Origin of the sequence: Thermotoga sp. Cell2, from assembly GCF_000789375.1 — a bacterium.
Taxonomy (GTDB): Bacteria; Thermotogota; Thermotogae; order Thermotogales; family Thermotogaceae; genus Thermotoga; species Thermotoga petrophila.
This window is the reverse complement of record NZ_CP003409.1, coordinates 380287-402944: the sequence shown is the minus strand read 5'-3', so window position 1 is coordinate 402944 and position 22658 is coordinate 380287. Positions and strand designations below refer to the sequence as shown.

Genomic DNA, 22658 nt, shown 5'->3' with positions numbered 1-22658 from the left:
CTATTGTATCATAGATAGGAAAAGGAGGATGGGCCGTGCGATACAGAAAGCTCAGCGATTATCTGAAGGAAAGATACGGTGAAAGGGTTCAAAGAATAGTGATACACGGGGGATTCTCCTGTCCGAACAGGGACGGTACGAAAAGTAGGGGTGGCTGTATCTACTGTGATGCCACGGGAAGCGGTTTTACCACTCTGATGAGGCTCCCGATAAGAGAGCAGGTCATGGAAATGAAAAAAAAATACGAAAAGCGTGGAATCAAGAAGTTCATCGCGTACTTTCAGTCGTTCAGCAACACCTACGCTCCTGTTGAGGTGCTCAGAGAACGCTACGAGGAAGCCCTCGTGGACGACAGTATAGTCCAGCTCTCCGTTTCTACAAGGCCCGATCTCGTGTCCGAACGAGTTTTGGATCTGTTCGAAGAATTCAAAAAGCGTGTCGATGTTTCCGTTGAGCTTGGCCTTCAGACGGCAAACTATCGAACACTCAAGAAGATCAACAGAGACCACACCCTCGCGGAGTTCGTGGATGCCGCTGTGAGAGTGAAAAGGAGAGGCATCGAACTCGTGGTGCATGTGATTTTGAATCTGCCCTGGGACGATATGGAGGATGTGGTAGAGACGGCCAAGATTCTCTCCGCTCTGGATGTAGACGGTGTGAAACTCCACTCGCTCTACGTAGTGGAAAGAACAAAACTCGCGGAGATGTACAAAAAGGGAGAAATAAAAATCTGTTCACTCGAGGAGTACATCGACAGAGCGATCACATTTCTCGAATACCTCTCCCCAAACGTGGTCATTCACAGACTGGTCGCAGATCCTCCGAGAAAGGGAACGATTTTCGGCAATTGGGGAAAGAGCAAGATAGAAATCATCAACATGATAGAAGAAGAACTCGAGAGGAGAGATACGTATCAGGGCAAGAAGTTTGATTATCTTAACAGGTAGTCTGTTTCTTCTGCTCTCCGGCTGCTTTTTGTTCCAAGGCACACACTCTCTTTCCTCGTGTGGATAGCCGCAGACAACGATCTGGAAAAATACGTATCTCAGGACCTGGAGGAGATGAAAGAAAACCCATCTTGGATAGAAGTTTTCGCTATGGTCGATTATGCGTCCGCTTCTGATACCCTGTACCGTGTGGAAAGTGATCTGGTACCTCTGGAAACGTTCAACGAGATAGATTCCGGTGATCCAGAGGCTCTTTCTTCCTTTCTGAAAGAGTACCGGGGAAACGATCTTTCCTTCCTTGTGATCTGGAATCACGGTGACTGGTGGCGTGGTGAAGCCCAGGTGAAGACGAAGGGTGTGGCTTACGATGTAAAAAACTCAGATTTTCTCTCGGTGAAAGAGATAAAGAACGTTTTAAAAAACTCTCCTGTCACGATACTTGGCTTTGATGCCTGTCTGATGGGAACTTTCGAGATCCTGTGGGAATTCAAAGACTGTGCAGAGTACATTGTGACCTCCTCCAAGGAGATTCCAGAAGAGGGCTGGGACTACACCGCATTGAGGGGGGTAACAGATCTTCCTTCGCTTCTTTCCAGAGTCGTTCAAAAATATTACGAGGGTTACGGGGAAGATTTTTCTTTGAGCGTCTGGGACACCTCGAGGCTGGATGAAATCATGTACTGGCTGAACAGAGTTTCTCAGTACATGATGGAAAAGGAGATCTCGCCGTGGAGTTTCACCGTTGAAAGAAGAAAAGCAGAAGGTGTTTTCACCGAACTCATAGAACTTGGAAGTTTTGCAGAAGCACTCTACGGGTCTTCAGACGATACCCTCAGATATTATGGGGAAAAGCTTCATGGTGCCATCGTTTCTGCCAGAATCTACGGAACACCGGAAGGCTACAGAGATCTTCTCATCTATCTGCCGGAGAACATGAAAAACCCTGAGTACTGGGATGATTTTTTCGCACTGAGTGACTTCATAACAGACAGTTTTTGGGACGATCTCATTTCGTACTGGAGGGATAGAGATTGAAGAGGGTGAGCACGAACCTTGCCTGGATAGGTGTGATCTTTTCGATCGCAAGCACCGTGCTGCTGGTAAAATATTACGGGGAAATCCTCGCCGGAAGGCAAGTTCACGTCTTCGGTCTCACGGCACTTTTTCTCTCGATGATTTCTTCTCTTTCTCTTTTTGTTGTCTACAGGCAGTGGACGGTCTTGCTGAACGAAAACGCTTTGAAAACGCAAAGGCTGGCGGAAAGCCACGGTTTTGATCTGAAAGGAGTACTGCTGGTTCCAAACTGGACGTATTTCACCTTCGTTCTTTTCTGGTTTCTTTCCTTTCTTTTTCCGGAGGTGTGGCTGTTTTCGCTTCTTCAGGTGGTGTTCTTTGTAACCTTTCTGCACTTTCTTTTCGAAGCAGCCAGGCACCTTCAGGAGGAAAAAGTACGTCTTTACCGTGTGCTGTTCGATGTAGAGTTTCGGCCCATCATAAAGGAAAGAAACGTTCTAACTGTTCTTCTGCTCACTTTGATCACATTCGGCGTGTACTGGCTGTATCTGATCGTTGAACTTTCAAAGGAAATCAACGAATTTCTCGATGCCGACGAGAGAACCATGAAGAATCTGGAGGTGAAACCGTGAAGGCCTGTCCGAACAAGGAAAGGAACCTCTCCTACTGCAACTGTTCATATCCTGGCTGTCCGAGGAAGGGTATCTGCTGTGAGTGTATGCACTACCACAGACAGCACGGAGAACTTCCCGCGTGTTATTTCCCGAACGACGCAGAGAAAACCTGGGACAGATCCATCGAGCACTTCAAAAGAGTGGTGTGAGGGAGAACCTCACACCACCTTTGATACGAGTTCGCACACCTTTTCGAGAAAGGCTCTGTCTTCTTCGGAGAAAGGAGAAGGACTGTACGAATCTATATCCAGTTCTCCTATGATTTTTCCATCTTTGAAAATGGGAACCACGATTTCCGCTTTCGTCTTTGGACTGCAGGAGAGATAGTTTGTTTCTTTGCTCACATCCTGAACAACGAAGGTCTCTTCTCTCTCCGCTGCCTGACCACAGATTCCAACTCCGAACGGTATCTCCACGTGTTCTGTTGGCTCTCCTATGAACGGACCGAGTTTTAGCTTTCCATCCTCCACGAAGTAAAATCCCACCCAGTCGTAGTACGAAACGTGGTTTCTCAAAAATTCGCACAGATCACCGAGAGCTTCTTTTCCTCTTTTTAAAATCTTCTCGATTTCCTTCAGCAGAGAATCGAAGTACTCTTTTTTTCCTCCGTAGTTCCCGATTTCTTTTCCTTTTCTGAACTCTATCACCGCGTGGAGCGTGGCGAGTGAAAGCTCTCTTAGAAGTCCCTTTCTCCAGAGAGAGAACACATCCATCACCACGATCTTCTCTTTCTCTCCATCCACAACAACCCAGTCTGAAAGACCCAAAAGCGACATGAGGAAAACGGAGAAGTCTTCTCTTTTCAAATCGAGGAAATCTTCTCTCTCTGAGAGCGATTCTGCACACTCTATTTTTTTGTTCCTCGAGACGTCCAGCCAGTCCCACTTGAATCTGTCGAGCTCTCTTCGTTCTATTTCCCAAAGGATCTTCTCGATCTTTTCATCGTTCAATTCGAGTTTTCTCTCGTAGTTTGGGACTATCGGGCCGAACTTTCTTCTCAACTCTCTCCAGAAGTCGATCCATTTCGTTTTGTCCCACTTCAATATCTCGAGACACTCTTCCACCTTGTTCTGAACGATGCTTCTCATCGGATTCCCTCCTTTATGATCGCTCCTCCAAGGAGTGTGTCTTCGTCGTAGAAGGCAGCGATCTGACCTGGTGTCACTGCAAATATCTTCTTTTCAAATCGAACTTCCACTTCAGAATTTTTCACCCTGACGATCGCCGGTGCCTCCTCTGCTTTCTTTCTCACCCTGCAGACACATCTGAACTCTTCCGGAAGATCGACGTGCCATACGGGATCGACGGCGATCAGTCCAGAGAAGAAAACACCTTCCAGACCAGAGACCACAACGACGTTGCTTTCTGGTATCTTCTCTCTCACGTAAAGTCTTTCACCGAACTTTTCTATCTTCAGTCCTTTCCTCTGGCCGACCGTGTAGAGTGGATAACCTCTGTGGTGTCCGACGACTTCGCCTTTTTCTGTGATCACCTTTCCTTCTGAAAGGGTTATTCCTTCATCTTTCAGAAAGTTTTCGATGCTTCCATCCGGTATGAAACACACGTCCTGGCTTTCCTGTTTCTTTGCCACGTGTATACCGGCCTCTTCTGCGATTCTCCTGATCTCTTCCTTCGTGTAGATGCCGTTTGGAAAGAGAAGTTTCTCTATCCTCCAGGGTTCTATCCTGGCAAGGAAATACGATTGATCTTTTTTTCCGTCCACGCCCTTCTTTATTACCTTTTTTCCGTATTTGCCACTGAACTCAACACGCGCATAATGCCCGCTTGCGAAAGCGTCGAATCCTTGCGAAAGTACGTAGTCCATGAAGTATCCAAACTTCACATACCTGTTGCAATGGACGCAGGGATTGGGAGTGAGTCCTCTGAGCAGATCCCTCTTGAAAGGTTCTATGACCTTTTCTCTGAAGACTTCTCTCACATCGACGATCTCTATCTCCACTCCGAGAAAGTGTGCTATTCTCATTGCGTCAGCCGTATCCGATGGACTACAGCATACCTTCTTCTTTATCTCTTTTCTGATGAAGAATTCATCTTCCTTCGTCTTCATGTGGAAGGCCTTTACCTCGTGCCCTTCTTTCAGCAACAGATAGAGAGCTACCGCACTGTCCACTCCTCCGCTGAGAGCCACCCCTACTTTCAAGTTCGCACCTCCTCATTTAAGATGATACCATTTCCTTCATTTGAGAAATTGAGTTAAAATAACTTGAGGAGGTGTTGAACCATGAAATTTCACGGAACAACGATACTGGTTGTGAGAAGAAACGGGCAAACGGTGATGGGAGGAGACGGTCAGGTCACTTTCGGTTCGACCGTTTTGAAGGGAAACGCGAGAAAGGTTAGAAAGCTTGGGGAAGGAAAAGTACTCGCTGGTTTTGCGGGATCTGTGGCGGACGCTATGACGCTCTTCGATAGATTCGAAGCGAAACTGAGGGAATGGGGCGGCAACCTCACAAAGGCCGCCGTTGAGCTCGCAAAAGATTGGAGAACGGACAGAGTTCTGAGAAGACTGGAAGCCCTGCTTCTTGTAGCAGATAAAGAGAACATCTTCATCATATCGGGAAACGGCGAGGTCATCCAGCCCGACGACGATGCGGCCGCCATCGGTTCAGGAGGACCTTACGCACTCGCCGCCGCCAAGGCCCTTCTCAGAAACACCGATCTCTCCGCGCGGGAAATCGTGGAGAAAGCGATGATGATAGCAGGTGAGATCTGCATCTATACGAACCAGAACATAGTGATCGAAGAAGTTTAGGAGGTGTTCTTATGAAGAGTTTCGATGAAATGACTCCGAAGGAAATCGTTCAAGAACTCGATAAATACATAGTTGGTCAGTACGAAGCGAAAAAGGCCGTGGCGATAGCAGTTCGAAACAGAATCAGAAGACAGAAGCTTCCAGAAGAATGGAGAAAAGAAGTGCTTCCCAAGAACATCCTGATGATCGGACCCACGGGTGTGGGAAAGACAGAGATCGCCCGGAGACTGGCTCAGCTTTCCGGATCCCCGTTCTTGAAAGTCGAAGCGACGAGGTTTACGGAAGTGGGATACGTGGGAAAGAACGTGGACTCGATGATAAGGGATCTGGTTGAGATCAGTGTCAACATGGTGAAGCAGGAAAAGATAAAAGAAGTGGAAAGACAGGCAGAAGAACTGGTTGAAGAGCGAATTCTCGATGCTCTCGTGCCCGAATCGAAAGCCGTGCCGGTTGTCACGAATCCCTTCATAAACCTCATAACCGGTGGACAGCAACAGCAGTACACGCCGGAAGACAGGAGAAGGTTCAGAGCGAAAAGGGAAGAAATGAGGGAGAAACTGAGAAAGGGAGAGCTGGAAAACGAAGAGATCGAAATAGAACTCGAAGAAACGGTTTCTCCGTTCATGGGAATCTTTGGACCGGGTATGGAAGACCTCGGGATAGAGATCACGAATATGTTCAGTGGGATGCTTCCAAAGCAGAAGAAAAAGAGAAAGATGAAAGTCTCTGAAGCGAGGAAGGTTCTGCTGCCTTTGGAAGCGGAAAAACTCATAGACATGGACAAGGTGGTTCAGGAAGCACTCGACAGAGCTCAGAACAGGGGAATCATCTTCATAGATGAAATAGACAAGATCGCCGGGAAAGAGAGTGCGGTGGGACCAGATGTCTCCAGACAAGGTGTCCAGAGAGACCTTCTCCCCATCGTCGAAGGTACCACGATCATGACCAAGTACGGACCGGTGAGAACGGATTACATTCTCTTCATAGCGGCTGGAGCATTTCACGTTTCGCGACCATCGGATCTCATCCCGGAGCTTCAGGGACGTTTCCCGATACGTGTGGAACTGTCACCTCTCACCGAGGAGGATTTCGTGAGGATACTGAAAGAACCAGAGAACGCCATCATAAAACAGTACCAGGCACTCCTTTCGACGGAAGGCGTGGAACTCGTCTTCACCGAGGATGGAATCAGAGAAATGGCTCGAATAGCGTACCAGTTGAATCAAAGGCTCGAAAACATCGGAGCCAGAAGGCTCTACACGGTCGCGGAAAAGGTCCTCGAGGAGATCTCTTTCGAAGCACCGGATATTCCGGAAAAGAGGATCGTTGTGGATGCCGAATACGTGAGAAGGAGGCTCGAAAGGATCGTTCAGGACGAGGACCTTAGCGCGTACATACTGTGAGGTGTTTCCCGTGAGGGTTCTTCTTCCTGCTTTTCTTCTGCTGCTCGCCGTTGGCTGTGCTCTGGTGAGCCCTGGAAAGGCGGATCTGTACGTCTATTTGTTCAACGTGGGAACAGACGAAAACGCTACTGTGGATCTGGAAAGCAGTTATTTATCGGTGAATGGAAAAGAGTACACGCTCGAGGATGTATTGGCCAATGATGAGGGAGTCTTTTTGACCACGGTGGATATACCGTTCGATCTGTCGGATTTTGAGCTCACCGTGGCGGCTACGATCGTGTTCGATGAGCAGACAAAAGAAGTGTCTTTTAAGACAACACCGGTGGTGCTTTACCACTCCGCGGGAAAGTTCAGCACCGACACGGTGCTGAAAAGCAACGCGTACCAACTCCTCGATCTCGAAAAGAAAAAAATCTTCGCAGTGGAAGACCCTGTGAAGGTGTACGGTGAACTCACCAGCGAGGGAAGTGTGGTGACGCTGAGTTTCGGGGAATACGAAATGAAAGTTCCCGTTTACAATGGGGAATTCCTGTTTTATCTGCCAGGAACGGATGAAAGTTACGATGTGGATGTGTTTTTTGATAGTGATTCAACATCCCTCACCATACAGGAGGGGAGGGACGAATACGAGGTCGCGTTCTAAACTGAGGCCAAGAAGGCGGAAACATTTCAGAGTTAATCTGGGACTTCTGACGCTTCTTTTCTTTATGATCTTTGTTTTTCTCGTGAGCTATCACAACTATCAGGTGGCACTGGAGAAGCACAATCGGTTGATGTCGAAATACCAGGAATTGAAGATAAAGATAGAGGAACAGAAGGCGCTGAACGAGAAGCTCTTAGAGGTGATAGAGAATGAGAAACTTCGTGGTCACAACCTCACACAAACCGGACAGGGAGCAGGTAATGAAAGCGAAGGAACTCGCTGAAAAACTCGGCACCATCTACGTTTCAAGAAGGAGATTGAAAGAGTTCAAAGTGGACTTTTACTACGTGGTGGAGAAGAACAGAATCTCAATAAAATGGCCCGGAGGAGAGTTCTTTTTTCATCCTTCTTCGGCTATCCTCCGGATGAGGAACATAAGAAGCGGTCAGAAGGACTACCTGATAGAATCCCTTCAACCGGAGGGAAACGAAATCGTGCTGGATACGACCTTTGGTCTTGGAAGCGAAGCCATCCTCATGGCCGCTTTTCTTCCTGAGGGTAAGGTAATCGGTCTTGAAGGATCCATTCACATATACACCATCGTGAAATACGGAATGGAAAATTTTGAGACTGACATTCGGTGGTTGAAAGACGCTTTAAAAAGAATAGAGCTTTATCACGCGAATTTCAAAGAATACATCAGAAGTCAGCCCGACAATTCTTTCGATGTGGTCTACTGTGATCCCATGTTTGAGAATCCCGTGTACGAGTCCTCTGCCATGAATCCTCTGAGGCCCTTCGCTGTGTACGACACGGTGAACGAAGAAGACATTGAGGAAATGCTGAGAATCGCGAAGAAGAAGGTGATCCTCAAAAGCCACGTGAAGGATTCTCTCTTCAAAAGAATCAGGGTTGACGAACTGAAAGGTTCCAGAAAGAGCGGTGTTCTCTATGGGGTGATATACAAGCGATGAAGATAGCCATAGTCGGTGGGCCCACTGCTGTTGGAAAGACAGATATCATGATCGAAGTCTGTGAAGAAATAGGTGCGGAGATCATCTCGATGGACTCGAGGCAAATCTATCGTTATATGGACATAGGAACAGCCAAACCAACACCAGAGCAGAGAAAGAGGGTTCTTCATCACATGATAGATATCATCGATCCTGATGAGTATTACAACGCTTTCATGTACAGGAAGGATTCTCTGAGAGCAATGGAAGACGTTCTCAGACGTGGGAAGATCCCTGTTTACGTTGGAGGAACGGGACTGTACGCCGACGCGCTGGTTCGGGGTATATTCGAAGGAGTGCCCGCCGACGAGAACATAAGAAAAGAGCTCAGAGAATTAGAGAGAAAAGAGCCCGGGATTTTGAGAAAAATGCTCGAAGAGTTCGATCCTGAAGCGGCGACACGCATTCATCCAAACGATCTCAAGAGAACGATCAGAGCCCTTGAAGTTTACATGAAAACGGGAAGAAGGATCTCGGAACTTCAAAAAGAAGCAAAGGGTGACGACAGGTTTTTCATAATTGTTTTGACTCGGGAAAGGTACGAACTTTACGAGAGAATAAACAAAAGAGTTGATAAGATGATAGAGATGGGCCTAGTAGATGAGGTGAAGAGACTCTTGGGGATGGGATATTCGAAAGATCTCAATTCGATGAAAACGATAGGATACAGAGAAGTCATCGACTATCTGGAAGGGAAGTACGATCTTGACAAGATGGTTCATCTCATAAAACGAAACACCAGACACTTTGCCAGAAGACAAATCATATGGTTCAAAAGATACAAAGAAGCTGTGTGGTACAATTTAACGTTCGAAGATGTAGGAGAAGTAAAGGAGAAACTCAAGAAGCTGATAGTTGAAAATTTTTCAGTATAATTCTATTTTGAAATCACATCGAGGGGGGAGTTTGCCTTGGCGGAGAAGTTCAACCTTCAGGACAGGTTTCTGAACCATCTCAGGGTTAACAGAATCGAAGTGAAGGTGTATTTGGTGAACGGTTTTCAGACAAAGGGATTCATCAGATCTTTCGACAGCTACACGGTTTTGCTGGAGAGCGGAAACCAACAGAGTCTCATCTACAAACACGCGATCAGCACGATCATTCCTTCCTCTTATGTGATGCTGATGCCAAAGAAACAGGAAACAGAGCAGGAGGATGAGATCTCTGAGAACGAGGGATCTTGAAGGGAAAAAAGCGGTGATCGTTGCTGTTGGTAAAGATGAAGAGAAAATAAAAGAGTCTCTTGAAGAAATGAAGGGTTTGTGTAAAACCCTTGGTGTTGAGGTTGTTGAATGGCTCTGGCAAAAGAGGGCAAAACCGGATCCGGCTACCTACCTTGGAAAGGGGAAGTTACAAAAGCTCAAAGAAGTAGTTGAATTCTGCGAAGCGGATCTCGTGGTCGTTGACGATGAAATCACACCGGTGCAGTACAAAAATATGCAGGAAGAGCTGAACATAGATGTTCTTGATAGAACGCAGGTGATCCTTGAAATCTTTGCCCGTCACGCAACGAGCGAAGAAGGAAAGCTCCAGGTGGAGATGGCGAGTTTGCTTTACGAGCTTCCAAGGCTCGTAGGAAAGGGTGAGGAACTCTCCAGACTCGGTGGAGGTATTGGCACCAGAGGGCCGGGTGAACCCTTGCTGGAGGTTTTGAGAAGGCACATAAAAAACCGCATCGCACAGCTTCGAAAAAGATTGAAAGAAATAGAGCAAGAAAGAAACACTCAGAGAAAACAAAGACTGGAAAAGAAAATCCCACATGTTTCCATAGTTGGATACACAAACGCCGGGAAATCTACTCTTCTCAAGGTTTTAACCGATAGTGATGTGTACGTCGCTGACAAACTCTTTGCCACTCTCGAGCCAGTCACGAGACGGTTGAAGCTGAAGAGCGGAAGAGTAGTTCTTGTGAGTGACACTGTCGGGTTCATCAGAAAGCTACCTCACACCATTGTGAGTGCGTTCAAAGCGACACTCGAAGAGATAAAGTATTCGGATGTGCTCATACATCTTGTTGACGCTTCCGATCCGTATCTCGAAGAAAAGATGAAAGCCTCTGAGAGGGTTCTGGAAGAAATCGGTGCCGATAAGATTCCAAGGATTCTGGTTTTCAACAAGATCGATCTCTGTCCCAGAGAGAGGATAGAAACGCTGAAATGGAAGTATCCGGAGGCTCTGTTCATTTCAGCGGAAAAAAGGATAGGACTGGATCAGCTTCTGGACACACTGGAAGAAATCATGGGACAAAAGGATATTCAGGAAACTTTGAAAGTTCCCCTGGAAAAGATAGGGCAGATCTACGCTCTGAAAGATCGACTGGAGATACTGAACGAAGACTACGGGGAAGGATACGCTCTTATCACGTTGAAGACTGATCGGGAAACTCTTGAGATGTTGAAAAGGAAGGTGGCATCTTGAGAATTGTCTTTGTGGGGACACCGGAGTTCGCAGCGGAAATACTGGAGCATTTGATCAAAAACGGGTTCAACGTGGTGGGTGTGGTCACCCAGCCGGACAAACCGAGGGGACGGGGAAGGAAAGTTGAGCCAACTCCGGTGAAGGTAGTAGCTGAAAAACACAGAGTTCCTTTCATTCAACCCGAATCGATAAACAAGAAAGAAGCTTTAGAATTTCTCCGGTCTGTGGGGCCAGATGTTATAATAGTCGCATCCTACGGAAAGATCCTGGGTGAAAAGGTACTTTCTCTTCCAAGCCTCGGTTGTTACAACATTCATCCCTCTCTTCTTCCAAAATACAGGGGCGCTTCTCCTATACAGAGAGTGCTCGAGAACGGTGAAGAAAGAACGGGCGTTACCATATACAAAATGGTGAGAGAGCTCGATGCAGGTCCCATCGCACTCCAGAGGGAAATTTCTATAGATCCATTTGAAACTTTCGATCAGCTGGAGAAACGTTTGATAGAACTGTCGAAAGAGATGTCGAACGAATTCTTAGAGAAGTTGAAAGTGGGGGACATAGAGCTGAAAGAGCAGGATCATTCTAGAGCAACCTATGCTCCAATGATAAAAAAGAGGACCTGATCGTGGATTTCTCAAAGGACGCTGAATCGGTGAAGAACAAGATCAGGGCTTACGATTCCAGACCCGGTGCAAGAGCTTTCTTGGGAAACGTTGAAGTGAAATTGTTCGGAGTGACAGCGATAGATAGTTCGGGAGATGAACCAGGTTTGATAAACTATATTGATAGGGAAGGTGCATGGATAGGTACCGGCGACGGAAAAGTGAAAGTGAGATACATTCAATTTCCCGGAAAGAAGAAGATGACCTTCTGGGAAGCAAAAAACGGAAGATTGATAATCGAAGGCATGAGATTCGAAAGGAGGTATGAGAGTTGAGAAGGTTGAACTATTTCATGCTCAAAGGTGCAAAAACAGAGGAAGATTACAAGAGAGTTAAAGAAGCCATCGAGAAACTCGACGGTGTGTTCAAGGTAGATTACGAAATGGCGGCTGAGGTTGTCGGCGTGGATTACGATGATGAAAAGGTCTCCAAAGAGCAAATAAAAAGCGCTGTGGATAGTTTGGGATACACACTCATCGTATGAAGGGGAGCTGTTCAGGATGAAGACTATCGAGGTGCTGAGTCTGAGAAAGTATTTCCCGATCAGAAAAGGATTTCTTGTGAAAAAGATCGTTGGTTACGTGAAAGCGGTCGATGATATCTCTTTTTCCGTGGAAAAGGGAAAAACGTTCGCCCTCGTTGGCGAGTCGGGATGTGGAAAAACAACGACTGCAAAGACGATCCTGCGCCTCACGAATCCCACCGCGGGCCGTGTTGTGATCGACGGTGACGACACCACGTACTACTTCATGAAAAGAAGAGATGCGGAGAACTATCTGAAAACGACCTACGTGGATATATTCCGCGAAATGAGGGAAAAACTCTCACCGGATCAGATTGTGGACGTGCTCGAGGATGTGGATAAGAAGTACGCGGAGATCTTCTTTAAAAAAGCGAAAGAAAGCGAAGAGAAATTCTATCAGATCCTGCTCGACGACATCGATGAAAAGAGAATGAAATTCAGAAGGAAGATACAGATCGTCTTTCAGGATCCTATGAGTTCCTTGAACCCGAGAATGACGGTTGGCGACATCCTCACTGAGCCCATTCTGTTCCACGGACTGGCGAAAACACGAGAAGAAGCCGTAGATATGGCAAAAGATCTTCTCAAAAGCGTGGGACTCAAGGAATATCACCTCGAAAGATATCCCCATCAGTTCAGTGGAGGCCAGAGACAGAGGATCGCTATCGCAAGGGCGATCTCCATAAACCCCGAGATAGTGATACTCGACGAACCCACGGCTTCACTGGACGTTTCCGTTCAGGCACAGGTTATAAACCTGTTTCTCAAACTGCAGGAAGAGAAAGGTTTCACATATCTTTTCATCTCGCACGACCTTGGACTTGTGAGATTTATAAGCCACGAGGTCGGCATCATGTACCTCGGCAGGATCGTGGAGATGGGAAACACCGATGAGATATTCGACAATCCCCTTCATCCGTACACCCAAGCCCTGCTTTCTGCTGTTCCCGTGCCGGATCCGAAGGTTGAGCGCACAAGAAAGCGTATCATTCTCAGGGGTGGGGTTCCAAGCCCGATCAACAGGCCGACTGGCTGCTTCTTCCATCCGAGGTGTCCTTACAAGATGCCCGTGTGTGAGAAAGAGTATCCGGTGATGAAGGAAATTTCCCCAGGTCACTGGGTGGCGTGTCATTTACATTCGTCATAGAGGAGGTGTGATGTTATGCGTAGGTTTCTTGGTATTTTCCTTATGATTGCAGCCGTTGCACTTTTCGCAGAACTTTCACCGTTCGCTCAGTTCGAAACGTACATCGGAGCAGAGTTCACAGGACAGTACGGGGGAGTGCTCGTAGTACCGACGCTTTCTGGTCCCAGAACGTGTAACGATGTCGTGGCTCAGGAGACGAGCTCTACAGATGTTATAGCGAGGTTCATGGCTTCCATGATCGAGCTCGACAATTACGCAAGGATCCATCCCGCTCTCGCAGAAAGCTGGGAACTCATCCAAAACGAGGACGGAAGCATGGAAATCGTTTGGCACCTGAGGAAGGGTGTCAAATGGAGTGACGGAACACCGTTCACAGCAGACGATGTGGTCTTCACAATTAACGATGTCTATTTCAACCCTGACATACCGAACGATATGCAGGATCTCTTTGCAGACAACTGGCCAGTAGCCGAAAAGATCGACGATTACACGGTGAAGACACCCCTCAAAGAAACGTACAGACTTGCGGTAAGGTACATTGGAGATATTCCCATCTTCCCAAAACACCTCGCGGAACCGTATGTGAAAGAAGGAAAATTCAAGGAATTCTGGACGGTTGACGCCATCAACAAGGGAGAAATCGTGGGACTTGGTCCGTTTATTCCGGTTGAGTACGTTCCCGATCAGTACGTGAGATTCGTGAAGAACCCCTACTACTGGAAGTACGACAAAGAAGGAAAGCAGCTTCCTTATCTCGACGGTATCATCTTCAAGATCATTCCGACACAGGACGCCCAGAGGCTCGCGTTCGAAAACGGAGAAGTTGACGTGTACGGGCCACGCGGAACAGAATACGCTGAGCTCAAGGCCATGGCTCAGGAAAAAGGCTGGGTTGTCGGTGTGGGTGGCCCCAACTTTGGTACCACGTTCATCACTTTCAACTGGAACGCCCCAGATCCTGTGAAGAGGAAATGGTTCAGAAACGACTTCTTCAGAAGGGCTGTTGCTTACGCCATCGACAAACAATCCATGATAGACACGCTCTACAACGGCCTCGCGGTTGAACAGTGGGGCCCCATCAGTCAGGCTGCGACCGTTTATTACGATGAATCCGTTCTCAGAAAGTACCCGTACAACCTCGATCTTGCCAGAACGATGCTCAAGCTCGGTGGTTTCAAATGGGATGAAAACGGCCAGCTCCTCGACAGCGAAGGAAACCCGGTGAAGTTCATCATCATGACTAACGCCGGAAACCAGATCCGCGAAGGAATGGGTAACATCATAACAGAAGCGCTCAAAAAACTCGGAATGGATGTCACCTTTGCTCCCATCGATTTCAACACGCTCGTCCAGAAGCTCGTTGTGAACGGTGACTGGGAATCTATCATTATAGGACTCACCGGATCCGATGAACCTCAGGGAGGAGCCAACGTCTGGAGAATCAAGGGATCTCTCCACTTCTGGAACTACCATCCGGAGGTCAAAGACTTCGTCGATCCCAACGATTACTACCTGCCAGACTGGGAAAAAGAGATCGACAGAATCTTCGAAGAGAACGTGAAGATACTCGATCAGCAGAAAGTCGTAGATATGTTCAGAGAATTTCAGAGGCTCGTGTCTGAACACATACCGCTCATCTACACCACCCAGCAGCTCTATCTCTACGCCTACAGCAACAAACTTCACAACGTGGAACCCACCGCTTTCGGCGGTGTGTGGGGTTGGAACCAGGATTGTGTCTGGAAAGAGCAGTAATCTATCGGGAGGGGATCTTCCCCTCCCCTTCAAATTCTGTTCAAAGAGGTGATCTTGCTTGCTCAAGTACATCGCACGTAGATTGATCATCATGATTCCTGAGCTCATAATCATCTCTTTCATAGTTTTCATCATCATGGAGGCGGCTCCAGGAGATTTCCTGGACATGTACCGTCTCGATCCTTCCGTTTCTCAGCAGTTCCTCGAGAAGATGGAAAAGGAGCTTGGCCTGGACAAGCCCTGGATCGTTCAGTACGGCATCTGGCTGAAAAACGTTTTGAAAGGAGATTTTGGTTACTCGTTCTACTACAGAAGGCCCGTTTCCACACTCATCTGGGAGAGGGTCTTCGCTACGGTGATACTCTCCGTTTCTTCCCTTGCGTTCGAGTGGTTGCTTGGAATAATCGTCGGTGTTTTCTCGGCTCTGAAGAAGTACAGCATCTGGGATAAGATTCTCACAGTTGTCGCTTTCAGTGGAATTGCCCTTCCAGGGTTTTTCCTGGCCATTCTGCTCCTTTACATGGCTGCGAAGACCGGCTGGTTTCCAATCGCCGGTATGGTCTCGGTGAATCACAACCAGATGACAACCTGGGAGAAGTTCAAGGATATCGCATCTCATCTTGTTCTTCCAACCATCGCTCTTGGTTTCGGTGGTTTTGCTTCCCTCATGAGATACATGAGAGGTAGTCTTCTCGACGTGCTGAACGAGGACTACGTGGAATTTGCCCGTGCGAAAGGAATGCCAGAACGTGTGGTGATATACAAGCACGCCCTGAGGAACGCTATCAACCCCATGATCACTTTCCTTGGGTTCAGTATTTCCAACGTTCTCGGAGGAGCGGTCATCATAGAGAACATCTTTGCCTGGCCCGGCATGGGAAGGCTCATTTACCAGGCACTCCTTCAGCAGGACATTTACATCGTTATGGCGTCCGCCGTGATCAGTGCGATAATGCTCGTGATTGGTAACCTTGTGGCGGATGTGCTTCTCGCCGCTGTGGACCCAAGGGTCAGATTCGAGTGAGGGAGGAATCGCAATGGCTGAGGAAAAGACGATGATAGAGAACGGGGAAATAGAGTTTAAGGAAAGGGTCCTTTCCAGGAGGGAACTCGTCTGGAGAGCCTTCAAAAGAAACAAACTCGGAATGTTCGGGCTGTACGTTCTGATCGTCCTCTATCTCATGGCGTTGTTCGCGGATTTTCTCTCCCCGCACCATCCCTACGAACAGTCTCTCAAGCATTCCTTCGCTCCTCCCACGAAGATACACAGGGAGTACAAGGGAGAACGAGTGGGTGCCTACGTGCTTCCCACGATAAGCTACGTGGACAAAGCAACTTTCGAGAGAAAATTCTACGAAATGCTCTTCCCGAAAAGGCTCGTTCTCGATGTTTTCGGAACACAGGTTGAGTACGAAATCGGAAAAGACGGTGTAACGGGATTCTCTTTCATGCTGGACGAAGAGTATTACATCGTTCCAAAGGACGGCACCATGAAATACGCCGGTTCAACAACGAAAGTGGTTGATTACCTTCTGTTCGGATACGACGAAAAGGTTCTAACGAAAGGAGAGGCAGATATAGAAACCTCTTCCGAAGCCGCGAAAGACACGTACTTTGGGAAATACGGTTTCAGACTTGGCCTGAATTCCCCCGATGAGATCGAAAAGGTCGTCATAAAAGAGAAGCTCAACATGATCCTCGTGAAAAAAGGTGAAGACATTGAGATGATCACAGGAAAGGTGGTCGATTACGATTACAAAACGTATCCGGTAAAATGGTTCATCAAATCTTGGGGTGGTGACAGAAAGCACAGACTCGGTTATCTTTTTTGGCTCATACCCTTCAGGTACCACCTCTTCGGTGTGGACAATTATGACAACAACGAATACGTGAGATTCTACATAATGGGTGCGGATCAGTACGGTAGAGACATCTGGAGCAGGCTCGTGTTTGCTTCGAGGATCTCCCTTTCCATTGGTTTCATAGGAATGTTCATCACCTTTGCGCTCTCTTTGATCTTTGGCGGAATCTCCGGATACTACGGTGGACTCGTGGACGAATTCATGATGAGGTTCTCTGAGATCATCATGTCGCTTCCGGGATTCTACCTTCTGATCCTTTTGAGGTCGTTGCTTCCCCTGGACATCCCATCCACACAGGTGTACATCTTGCTTGTCTTCATACTCTCTTTCATCGGATGGGCGGGCAGAGCCAGGGTGATAAGGGGAATGGTGCTTTCCATAAAGCAACGGGAGTTCGTGGAGGCAGCAAAGGCGCTCGGCTTTCCAGACACGAAGATCCTCTTTCGTCACGTTCTTCCAAACACGACGAGCTATTTGATAGTTGCCGCCACTCTTGCAATACCCGGATACATCCTGGGGGAGGCGAGTCTCAGCTTTCTGGGTCTCGGTATAAGAGAACCCGATGCAAGCTGGGGGCTCATGCTCGCACAGGCTCAGAACGTCACCTACATGACGAAGTACCCCTGGCTTCTCATACCCGGTATCTTCATCTTCATCACCGTGCTTTCTTTCAACTTCGTTGGTGACGCGTTGAGAGACGCTCTGGATCCGAGGTCTCTCGGATAGAATGCTGAAATACAGACTGAGAAGTAAGAGAGTTGAAGAACTCGTTGAGTACGCGCAGGCAGGATTCAAAGAAGCCATCGACCTCATTGTTGAGAAGTATTACCCTATGGTTGTTAAGATCGCTTCCCAGTATTTTGCGAGCTGGGCCGAACACGAAGATATAGTTCAAAACGGCCTTGTGGGATTGATAAAGGCGATTTTCTATTACGATAAAACCAAAAGCTCTTTCACGTCTTTTGCATGGAGGAGTGTTGACTCCGAGATAAAGTCCTTTCTCACTTATCTGAACAGAAAGAAGAACAGGATGCTCTCAGACGCTGTGAACGTGGATGGTATGGAAAAAGAGGAAGATGACGCACCTTTTGAAGTGCCCGATAGCGAGACCGATGTTGCCAGAAGCGCATTTTCTGGCATAATTTTAGAAACAGTCCTTGAACTATTGAATGAAAAAGAAAAAGAGATCTTTCTCAGATGGCTTGATGGATGCTCATACAGCGAGATAGCGAAAGAGCTCGGTGTGAACACAAAGAAAGTTGACAACACGGTTCAGAAGGTGAAGAGAATGATTTCTGGATTAGGGTGATCGAAGATGAAAAAAGACAGTCTCGTAACGTTTTTCGCTTCTTTGATAGTCATCGCTATTTTACTCTTCTTCGTGCTGTCTGTTTTCAATTTCTATTTTTTGAAGAAGCTTGAAGCCAGGATGGACGAAGTGGAAAAACAGTTTCAATCTACACTGAAGAGTTACGAGGAACGACTGAAGGTGGTAGAGGAACTTCTGAAACCCAATTCCATTATCAGTCGCTATATAACTGCGTACGAATACTTTGAAAAAGCCAGCGTGGATTTTGAAAGGATATTTTCTGAGATCGAAGACGATCCCACGACTGGATACATGAGGATCTTTGTCATAGGGAACGATCCCGTGTGGATCACCGTCAAGGACGGAAATGAAGTACTCTTTTCAAGGGATGTGAAGCCAGGTCTTTCACCTTACAGGTTCTTCTACTACAAAAAACCGAAGATCTCCACAGAATACGATATTGTAATACCACGAGACGCCACCTTAATAGTGGGGATTCCAAACAGGGTGTTCCTGCTCGTTTTCGGGGTTGGTACAACCTACCATCCCACGAAGATCGTTCAGGTGCAGCAGACCAGAATAGACAACATCGAGCGTGATTTGAAGCTTTACATACCTAAATAAAAACACAAGGAGGGACTTTCGTCCCTCCCATACTTTGTGTCTTGTCTTCATCGGGTCAGGGGGATCGGGGGGATGAGGGACACGCAAGTTAGAATTTAACCGATCTCCGTAACATCCTCTTGAAACGATCAAAAAGAACGCCTTAAATTTTCTTGAAAAACCCTTGAAAAAGGAGGGGTGAAATGAAGTACATTTTGATCAAAGGTTTGAGGTTTTTCGACTACCCGGGGGGCTGGTTGTTTTTTCGGAAAGAACTGGACAGCGCAAAACTTGAACTTTTGAACCACGTCTTGAGGACATTTGAAGGAGTGTTTGTGTTTATAAACCTCTTTTCAGAAGAGGTGGATCCTATCATCGCTGAAAAATTCATAAAGGACTATATTCCTCAGAATTCGATTGTTCTGGATGAGATCGTGGATTATCTCGATGTTTCTGTTGAACGAAGGCTGGATTTTTCCTACCCTGAGTTCACGTCTTCTCCCCTCTCTGAAAAATGTGAATGCCTCGTGTACGATGGTGAAAAATTCGAAAGAATAGATCTTTCGGGTTTCAAAGTGAAGCTCGAAGAAATAAGCGTTTTCGACGAATTGATGGAAGTTCCCGAGGAGTCTTTTACCCTTTTGAAAGGGATCTTCTGGGATAGGGAAGTTGAGAGAATAAAGAACAGAAGAAGCGTAAAGTTCACTGGTAAAATCTTGAAAAAGAAAAACCGGCCAAAGCTTGATGCATTGCTGCTGGAAGAAATCGAAACGGGGGATGAAACATGAAAATAGAGCGTGTACACGTTGAAGGGTTTGGAAAATTCGAGAATTTTTCTTTCCCCCTGAAAAGCGGGTTGAACATCATCTTCGGAGGGAACGCAGCTGGAAAAACCACCCTTGCGAATTTTATAAGATACTGCCTCACGGGAGAGCTTCCCGAACTTGAGAACTACAGGCCATGGTTTTCGAACAGGTTTGGGGGATATCTCGAGACGAGTGAGGGAAGGGTGGAATTCGGTCAGGGAAGACTGGATCCCGAACTGTTTTCCTTCACTTCTTTCATATCGGAGGGAGTGGACAACACCCTCAACGGTTCGAAAAAGGTCGCTTCCTTCCTTATGGAAAGCTACAGAAACAGACCCGAAGCAGTGGAACTTGAAAGGATATTGAACGAGGATTTCTCTGTCTTGATGAAGAAGACGAAAGAACTGGAGGCTGAGATCTCAAACCTGAAAGAGAGAGTTGAGGCCTGGAAAGAAAAAAGGCGATCGCTCCTTCTGGTTTTGAAGAGAAAGAAAGAGCTTTCGCGGGATCTTCAGGAGAAGAGAAGACTTCTGGAGGAAGAGATCGATAGATTCGAGAGTGAAAAATCTGAGAGATTGTCTTCTATCGAAGCCAGAATCAATGAGATGAAAGCGGAGCTTCTCCGTGTTGAAAAAGAACTCGAGGAGATCGAAAGGAAAACAGCGGTTTCCGAAGAAAAAGTTCGTGAAGCGATCGAGATTGCCCAGAAACTGGATTATTTGAGAGAGCGCGGTAAAGAACTGGAAAAAGAGATAGAATCACTCGAGGAAAAATCGAAAGATACGGAAGAAAGACTGAAGACGATCATGAAAGACTTCTCCGTCAGCAGTCTTGAAGAACTGAAACTCAAGTTGGAGAACATGAAGTTACAGATAGAATTGGTGGAAAACGAACAGAAAGCAAAGCTGAACGAGATAATAGGTCATCTCAGAGAGCCTCTCAGGGAAATAGATGAAAAACTCGAAGAAACTCAGGCAAAGATCGAAAATACAGGTGACGACATGAAGCGCTTCGACAAAACACTTTCTATTTTCAGGATTTTTGTTGCCGTTTTCCTGACCTTTGCACTGGTTTCCATCATCTTTGCCTTTCTCAAGTCGGGATACCTGTTCTTCTATCTGACACTGGCAGGAACAGGTGCCTCCGTGGTTTCCATGTGGAACTATTACAGGTTGAGAAGGAAATTGTTTGAACTTGAAAGTGAGCTCATGAATCTTTCGACGCAAAAGAGGTCGTTGATCGAGAGAAAGAACCAGATCGTGAGCAAGCTGAAGGAAACCGCAGGTGTTGATAACATCGAAGAACTCGAAAAATTTTTGAGGGATCAGATCGTGAAGAAGGTCTTCGAAAGAATACCGTTTCTTTCGAAGTACGGAAGTGAACCACGAAAGGCGGTTGAAAACGTGGAAGAACAGATGAGAGAACTTCTGATTTTGAAAAGCTCCGTTGAGGCTTCTCTATCTGCCAAGAAAAAGAATCTGGAAGAACTGCAGGAGTACTCCAGAGAGCAGGAAGAAGTACTGAAAAACACGCTGAAGGAAATAGGAGTCGACAGCGAAGATGAATTGAAGGTGTTGAGAGACCTTCTGGAAAGACGTGCAAATCTGAGGAAAACCAGAGATTCACTGGAAAAAGAAATCGCTAACTTCATGAAAGAAAAAGAAGAGATAGAATCGAGCAGATCAAACGCGATAATAGAAGAACTCAAAAGAGAAGTGGAACAGATAGAAAGTGAACTGGAGAAACTCGTGGTTTCACCTCTCGAAGAACCTTTCGATGTTCTGGAAGCGCTTTTCAGGAAGAAGGTTGAACTCGAGATTTTTGAGCGGGCCATTGGTTACATTCCCGAGTTTAAGGATCGGATCAAAAAAGAACACGAGGAACTGTTGAGGGGTTACACAAGGGATCTGGCAGTAGAGTTGACGGATGTTTACAGAAGGTTCTTCAAAGAAAGTCAGGTTTTCAAGGTTTCTCCGGATCTGATGGTGACGATCAACGTTCCCGAAGAAAAAAAGGTTGTCGATGTGTTGAACACCTCCGCTTTGAAACTCCTGAGTTTTCAGATGAAGAGGTTTATAAGTCGTGTTCTGGAGATTGAGAGTCCCCTTGTTGTGGACAACACTTTTGTCGATCTGGACGATGAGAAGATAGACCTACTCTGGCAGGAACTGAAAGAGGTGTCCAAGACCAGACAGGTTGTACTATTCACCAGCGACAGGAGGCTTTTGAAAGAAGAACCCGTTTTGAAACTCTAACTGCAGATCATCTCTTTGCTGCATCTTTCACATTCGAGCTGAACGGTGGTGTGGGTTATCCCGTATTTTTTCAATCTTTTTTCTATTTCGTCTATGATCTTCTGGGCGTCTTTCAGTTCCATGTTGTCCACTTCAACGTGACACTCGAAGTGGATTTCTTTCTCTCCCACTCTCCAGGCGTGAAAATAGTGGGCGTTCCTCACACCTTCTATTTTTTCAATTTCCTCCTTTATTTTCTCAAAGTCCAGGTTCGGTGAAGCTTCCATGAGAATTTCAAGAGACTCCTTCACTATCTCATAGGCTTCTTTGAACATGTATAAGGCTATAACGAAGGCGAGAACAGGGTCGAGCCAGTATATTTTCCAGACCCTCATGAAAACAGCCCCAAGAACCACAAGGATCGAGGACAGGGTGTCTGCGATGAGATGCAGGTACGCAGATCGAACGTTCATACTTTCTTTGCTGTGGGTGTGAAGAAGGATGACGGAAAAGAAGTTGGCAGTGAGACCTATCGAGGAGACGAGGAGAAGCACCGACGTGTGAACGGTGGCGGGGTTTACCAATCTTTTCACCGCTTCGATGACAACGAGTGTTGAAACAACGAAGATGGATACGGAGTTCAAGAAAGCCACAATGATTTCGCTTCTTCTGTAGCCGAAGGTGTACTTTTTGTTCTTCGGTTTCTCGCTGATCTTCATCGCGATGAAGCTTCCGAGAAGGCTCATGGTATCGGAAAAATTATGAAGGGAGTCGCCCAGAAGGGCGAGACTCCCGGATATCAAGCCGCCGACCACTTCAAAGAGCGTTATGATGGCGTTCAGCCATATGGAGAACAGCAGTTTCTTCTTCAC

At 46.8% G+C, this 22658-nt stretch carries 24 protein-coding genes and 1 pseudogene; 22 read left to right on the top strand and 3 right to left on the bottom strand.

Annotated elements, in window-relative coordinates; all coding sequences use genetic code 11:
- Positions 1–35 precede the first annotated feature (35 nt).
- The 4 genes from CELL2_RS02110 (at position 36) to CELL2_RS02095 (ending at position 2784) form a co-directional block, all read left to right on the top strand.
- Positions 36–947 carry a TIGR01212 family radical SAM protein gene (locus CELL2_RS02110; protein WP_012310537.1) on the top strand — a complete coding sequence of 304 codons (912 nt, stop codon included), beginning with the start codon at positions 36–38 and terminating at the stop codon, positions 945–947.
- Positions 948–1061: 114 nt separating this feature from the next.
- Entirely contained in the window at positions 1062–1982 is a 921-nt protein-coding gene (locus tag CELL2_RS02105; RefSeq protein WP_039446261.1) for a clostripain-related cysteine peptidase, read from the top strand.
- A 5-nt stretch (positions 1983–1987) separates the two neighbouring features.
- Positions 1988–2593: a DUF4234 domain-containing protein gene (locus tag CELL2_RS02100; protein ID WP_231555953.1), complete on the top strand. Its 606-nt coding sequence runs from the start codon at positions 1988–1990 to the stop codon at positions 2591–2593.
- The gene (locus CELL2_RS02095; protein WP_004081411.1) at positions 2590–2784 is read left to right on the top strand and encodes a DUF6485 family protein; all 195 of its coding nucleotides are present in this window, start codon (positions 2590–2592) and stop codon (positions 2782–2784) included. Before CELL2_RS02100 ends, CELL2_RS02095 begins: the two co-directional genes overlap by 4 nt.
- A 9-nt stretch (positions 2785–2793) precedes the next feature.
- Here the strand turns inward: CELL2_RS02095 and CELL2_RS02090 are convergent, their stop codons facing one another.
- Positions 2794–3723 carry a GAF domain-containing protein gene (locus tag CELL2_RS02090; RefSeq protein WP_012310534.1) on the bottom strand — a complete coding sequence of 310 codons (930 nt, stop codon included), beginning with the start codon at positions 3721–3723 and terminating at the stop codon, positions 2794–2796.
- Positions 3720–4796, bottom strand: a complete 1077-nt coding sequence (gene mnmA / locus CELL2_RS02085) for a tRNA 2-thiouridine(34) synthase MnmA (protein WP_038033664.1) — start codon at positions 4794–4796, stop codon at positions 3720–3722. Before mnmA ends, CELL2_RS02090 begins: the two co-directional genes overlap by 4 nt.
- Before the next feature lie 81 nt (positions 4797–4877).
- On the opposite strand from mnmA, the gene hslV reads away from it, so the two are divergent.
- The 18 genes and pseudogenes from hslV to CELL2_RS01995 all read left to right on the top strand — a co-directional run bounded on the left by hslV (position 4878) and on the right by CELL2_RS01995 (position 21807).
- Entirely contained in the window at positions 4878–5408 is a 531-nt protein-coding gene (gene hslV / locus CELL2_RS02080) for an ATP-dependent protease subunit HslV (RefSeq protein ID WP_011943053.1), read from the top strand.
- Between the two features lie 11 nt (positions 5409–5419).
- A complete protein-coding gene (hslU, locus tag CELL2_RS02075) occupies positions 5420–6811 on the top strand; it encodes an ATP-dependent protease ATPase subunit HslU (protein WP_012310532.1) in 1392 nt (463 codons plus the stop codon).
- 10 nt (positions 6812–6821) lie between these two features.
- On the top strand, positions 6822–7454 hold the full coding sequence (locus CELL2_RS02070; RefSeq protein ID WP_012310531.1) for a hypothetical protein: 633 nt from the start codon (positions 6822–6824) through the stop codon (positions 7452–7454).
- A 64-nt stretch (positions 7455–7518) separates the two neighbouring features.
- Complete coding sequence (locus tag CELL2_RS02065) at positions 7519–7737, top strand: hypothetical protein (RefSeq protein ID WP_038033666.1); 219 nt, start codon at positions 7519–7521, stop codon at positions 7735–7737.
- Entirely contained in the window at positions 7664–8428 is a 765-nt protein-coding gene (locus CELL2_RS02060) for a class I SAM-dependent methyltransferase (protein WP_038033669.1), read from the top strand. The genes CELL2_RS02065 and CELL2_RS02060 overlap by 74 nt, the downstream gene beginning before the upstream one ends.
- On the top strand, positions 8425–9342 hold the full coding sequence (gene miaA / locus CELL2_RS02055) for a tRNA (adenosine(37)-N6)-dimethylallyltransferase MiaA (RefSeq protein ID WP_038033670.1): 918 nt from the start codon (positions 8425–8427) through the stop codon (positions 9340–9342). Before CELL2_RS02060 ends, miaA begins: the two co-directional genes overlap by 4 nt.
- 36 nt (positions 9343–9378) lie before the next feature.
- Positions 9379–9651, top strand: coding sequence for an RNA chaperone Hfq (gene hfq, locus CELL2_RS02050; RefSeq protein WP_038033672.1), 273 nt, complete (start codon positions 9379–9381; stop codon positions 9649–9651).
- A 13-nt stretch (positions 9652–9664) separates the two neighbouring features.
- Positions 9665–10885, top strand: coding sequence for a GTPase HflX (hflX, locus tag CELL2_RS02045; protein WP_011943048.1), 1221 nt, complete (start codon positions 9665–9667; stop codon positions 10883–10885).
- A pseudogene (fmt, locus tag CELL2_RS02040) lies at positions 10882–11822 on the top strand (methionyl-tRNA formyltransferase). The gene hflX and the pseudogene fmt overlap by 4 nt, the downstream one beginning before the upstream one ends.
- A complete protein-coding gene (locus tag CELL2_RS02035) occupies positions 11819–12031 on the top strand; it encodes a heavy-metal-associated domain-containing protein (protein ID WP_004081382.1) in 213 nt (70 codons plus the stop codon). Before fmt ends, CELL2_RS02035 begins: the two are co-directional and overlap by 4 nt.
- A gap of 16 nt (positions 12032–12047) precedes the next feature.
- Positions 12048–13217: an ABC transporter ATP-binding protein gene (locus CELL2_RS02030; RefSeq protein WP_038033678.1), complete on the top strand. Its 1170-nt coding sequence runs from the start codon at positions 12048–12050 to the stop codon at positions 13215–13217.
- A 15-nt stretch (positions 13218–13232) separates the two neighbouring features.
- Positions 13233–14972, top strand: coding sequence for an ABC transporter substrate-binding protein (locus tag CELL2_RS02025; RefSeq protein ID WP_038033680.1), 1740 nt, complete (start codon positions 13233–13235; stop codon positions 14970–14972).
- A 58-nt stretch (positions 14973–15030) separates the two neighbouring features.
- Positions 15031–15996, top strand: a complete 966-nt coding sequence (locus tag CELL2_RS02020; protein WP_004081376.1) for an ABC transporter permease — start codon at positions 15031–15033, stop codon at positions 15994–15996.
- 13 nt (positions 15997–16009) lie between these two features.
- On the top strand, positions 16010–17560 hold the full coding sequence (locus tag CELL2_RS02015) for an ABC transporter permease (RefSeq protein WP_011943043.1): 1551 nt from the start codon (positions 16010–16012) through the stop codon (positions 17558–17560).
- Position 17561: 1 nt separating this feature from the next.
- Positions 17562–18143, top strand: a complete 582-nt coding sequence (locus CELL2_RS02010; protein ID WP_004081373.1) for a sigma-70 family RNA polymerase sigma factor — start codon at positions 17562–17564, stop codon at positions 18141–18143.
- 6 nt (positions 18144–18149) lie between these two features.
- Positions 18150–18767, top strand: a complete 618-nt coding sequence (locus tag CELL2_RS02005; protein WP_008192245.1) for a hypothetical protein — start codon at positions 18150–18152, stop codon at positions 18765–18767.
- 182 nt (positions 18768–18949) lie between these two features.
- Positions 18950–19534 (top strand): hypothetical protein, encoded by a 585-nt coding sequence (locus CELL2_RS02000; RefSeq protein WP_038033683.1) that lies wholly within the window; start codon positions 18950–18952, stop codon positions 19532–19534.
- Positions 19531–21807 (top strand): ATP-binding protein, encoded by a 2277-nt coding sequence (locus CELL2_RS01995; RefSeq protein WP_029683201.1) that lies wholly within the window; start codon positions 19531–19533, stop codon positions 21805–21807. Before CELL2_RS02000 ends, CELL2_RS01995 begins: the two co-directional genes overlap by 4 nt.
- Here the strand turns inward: CELL2_RS01995 and CELL2_RS01990 are convergent.
- Entirely contained in the window at positions 21804–22658 is an 855-nt protein-coding gene (locus CELL2_RS01990) for a cation diffusion facilitator family transporter (protein WP_038033684.1), read from the bottom strand. The two genes, CELL2_RS01995 and CELL2_RS01990, sit on opposite strands and share 4 nt — an antisense overlap.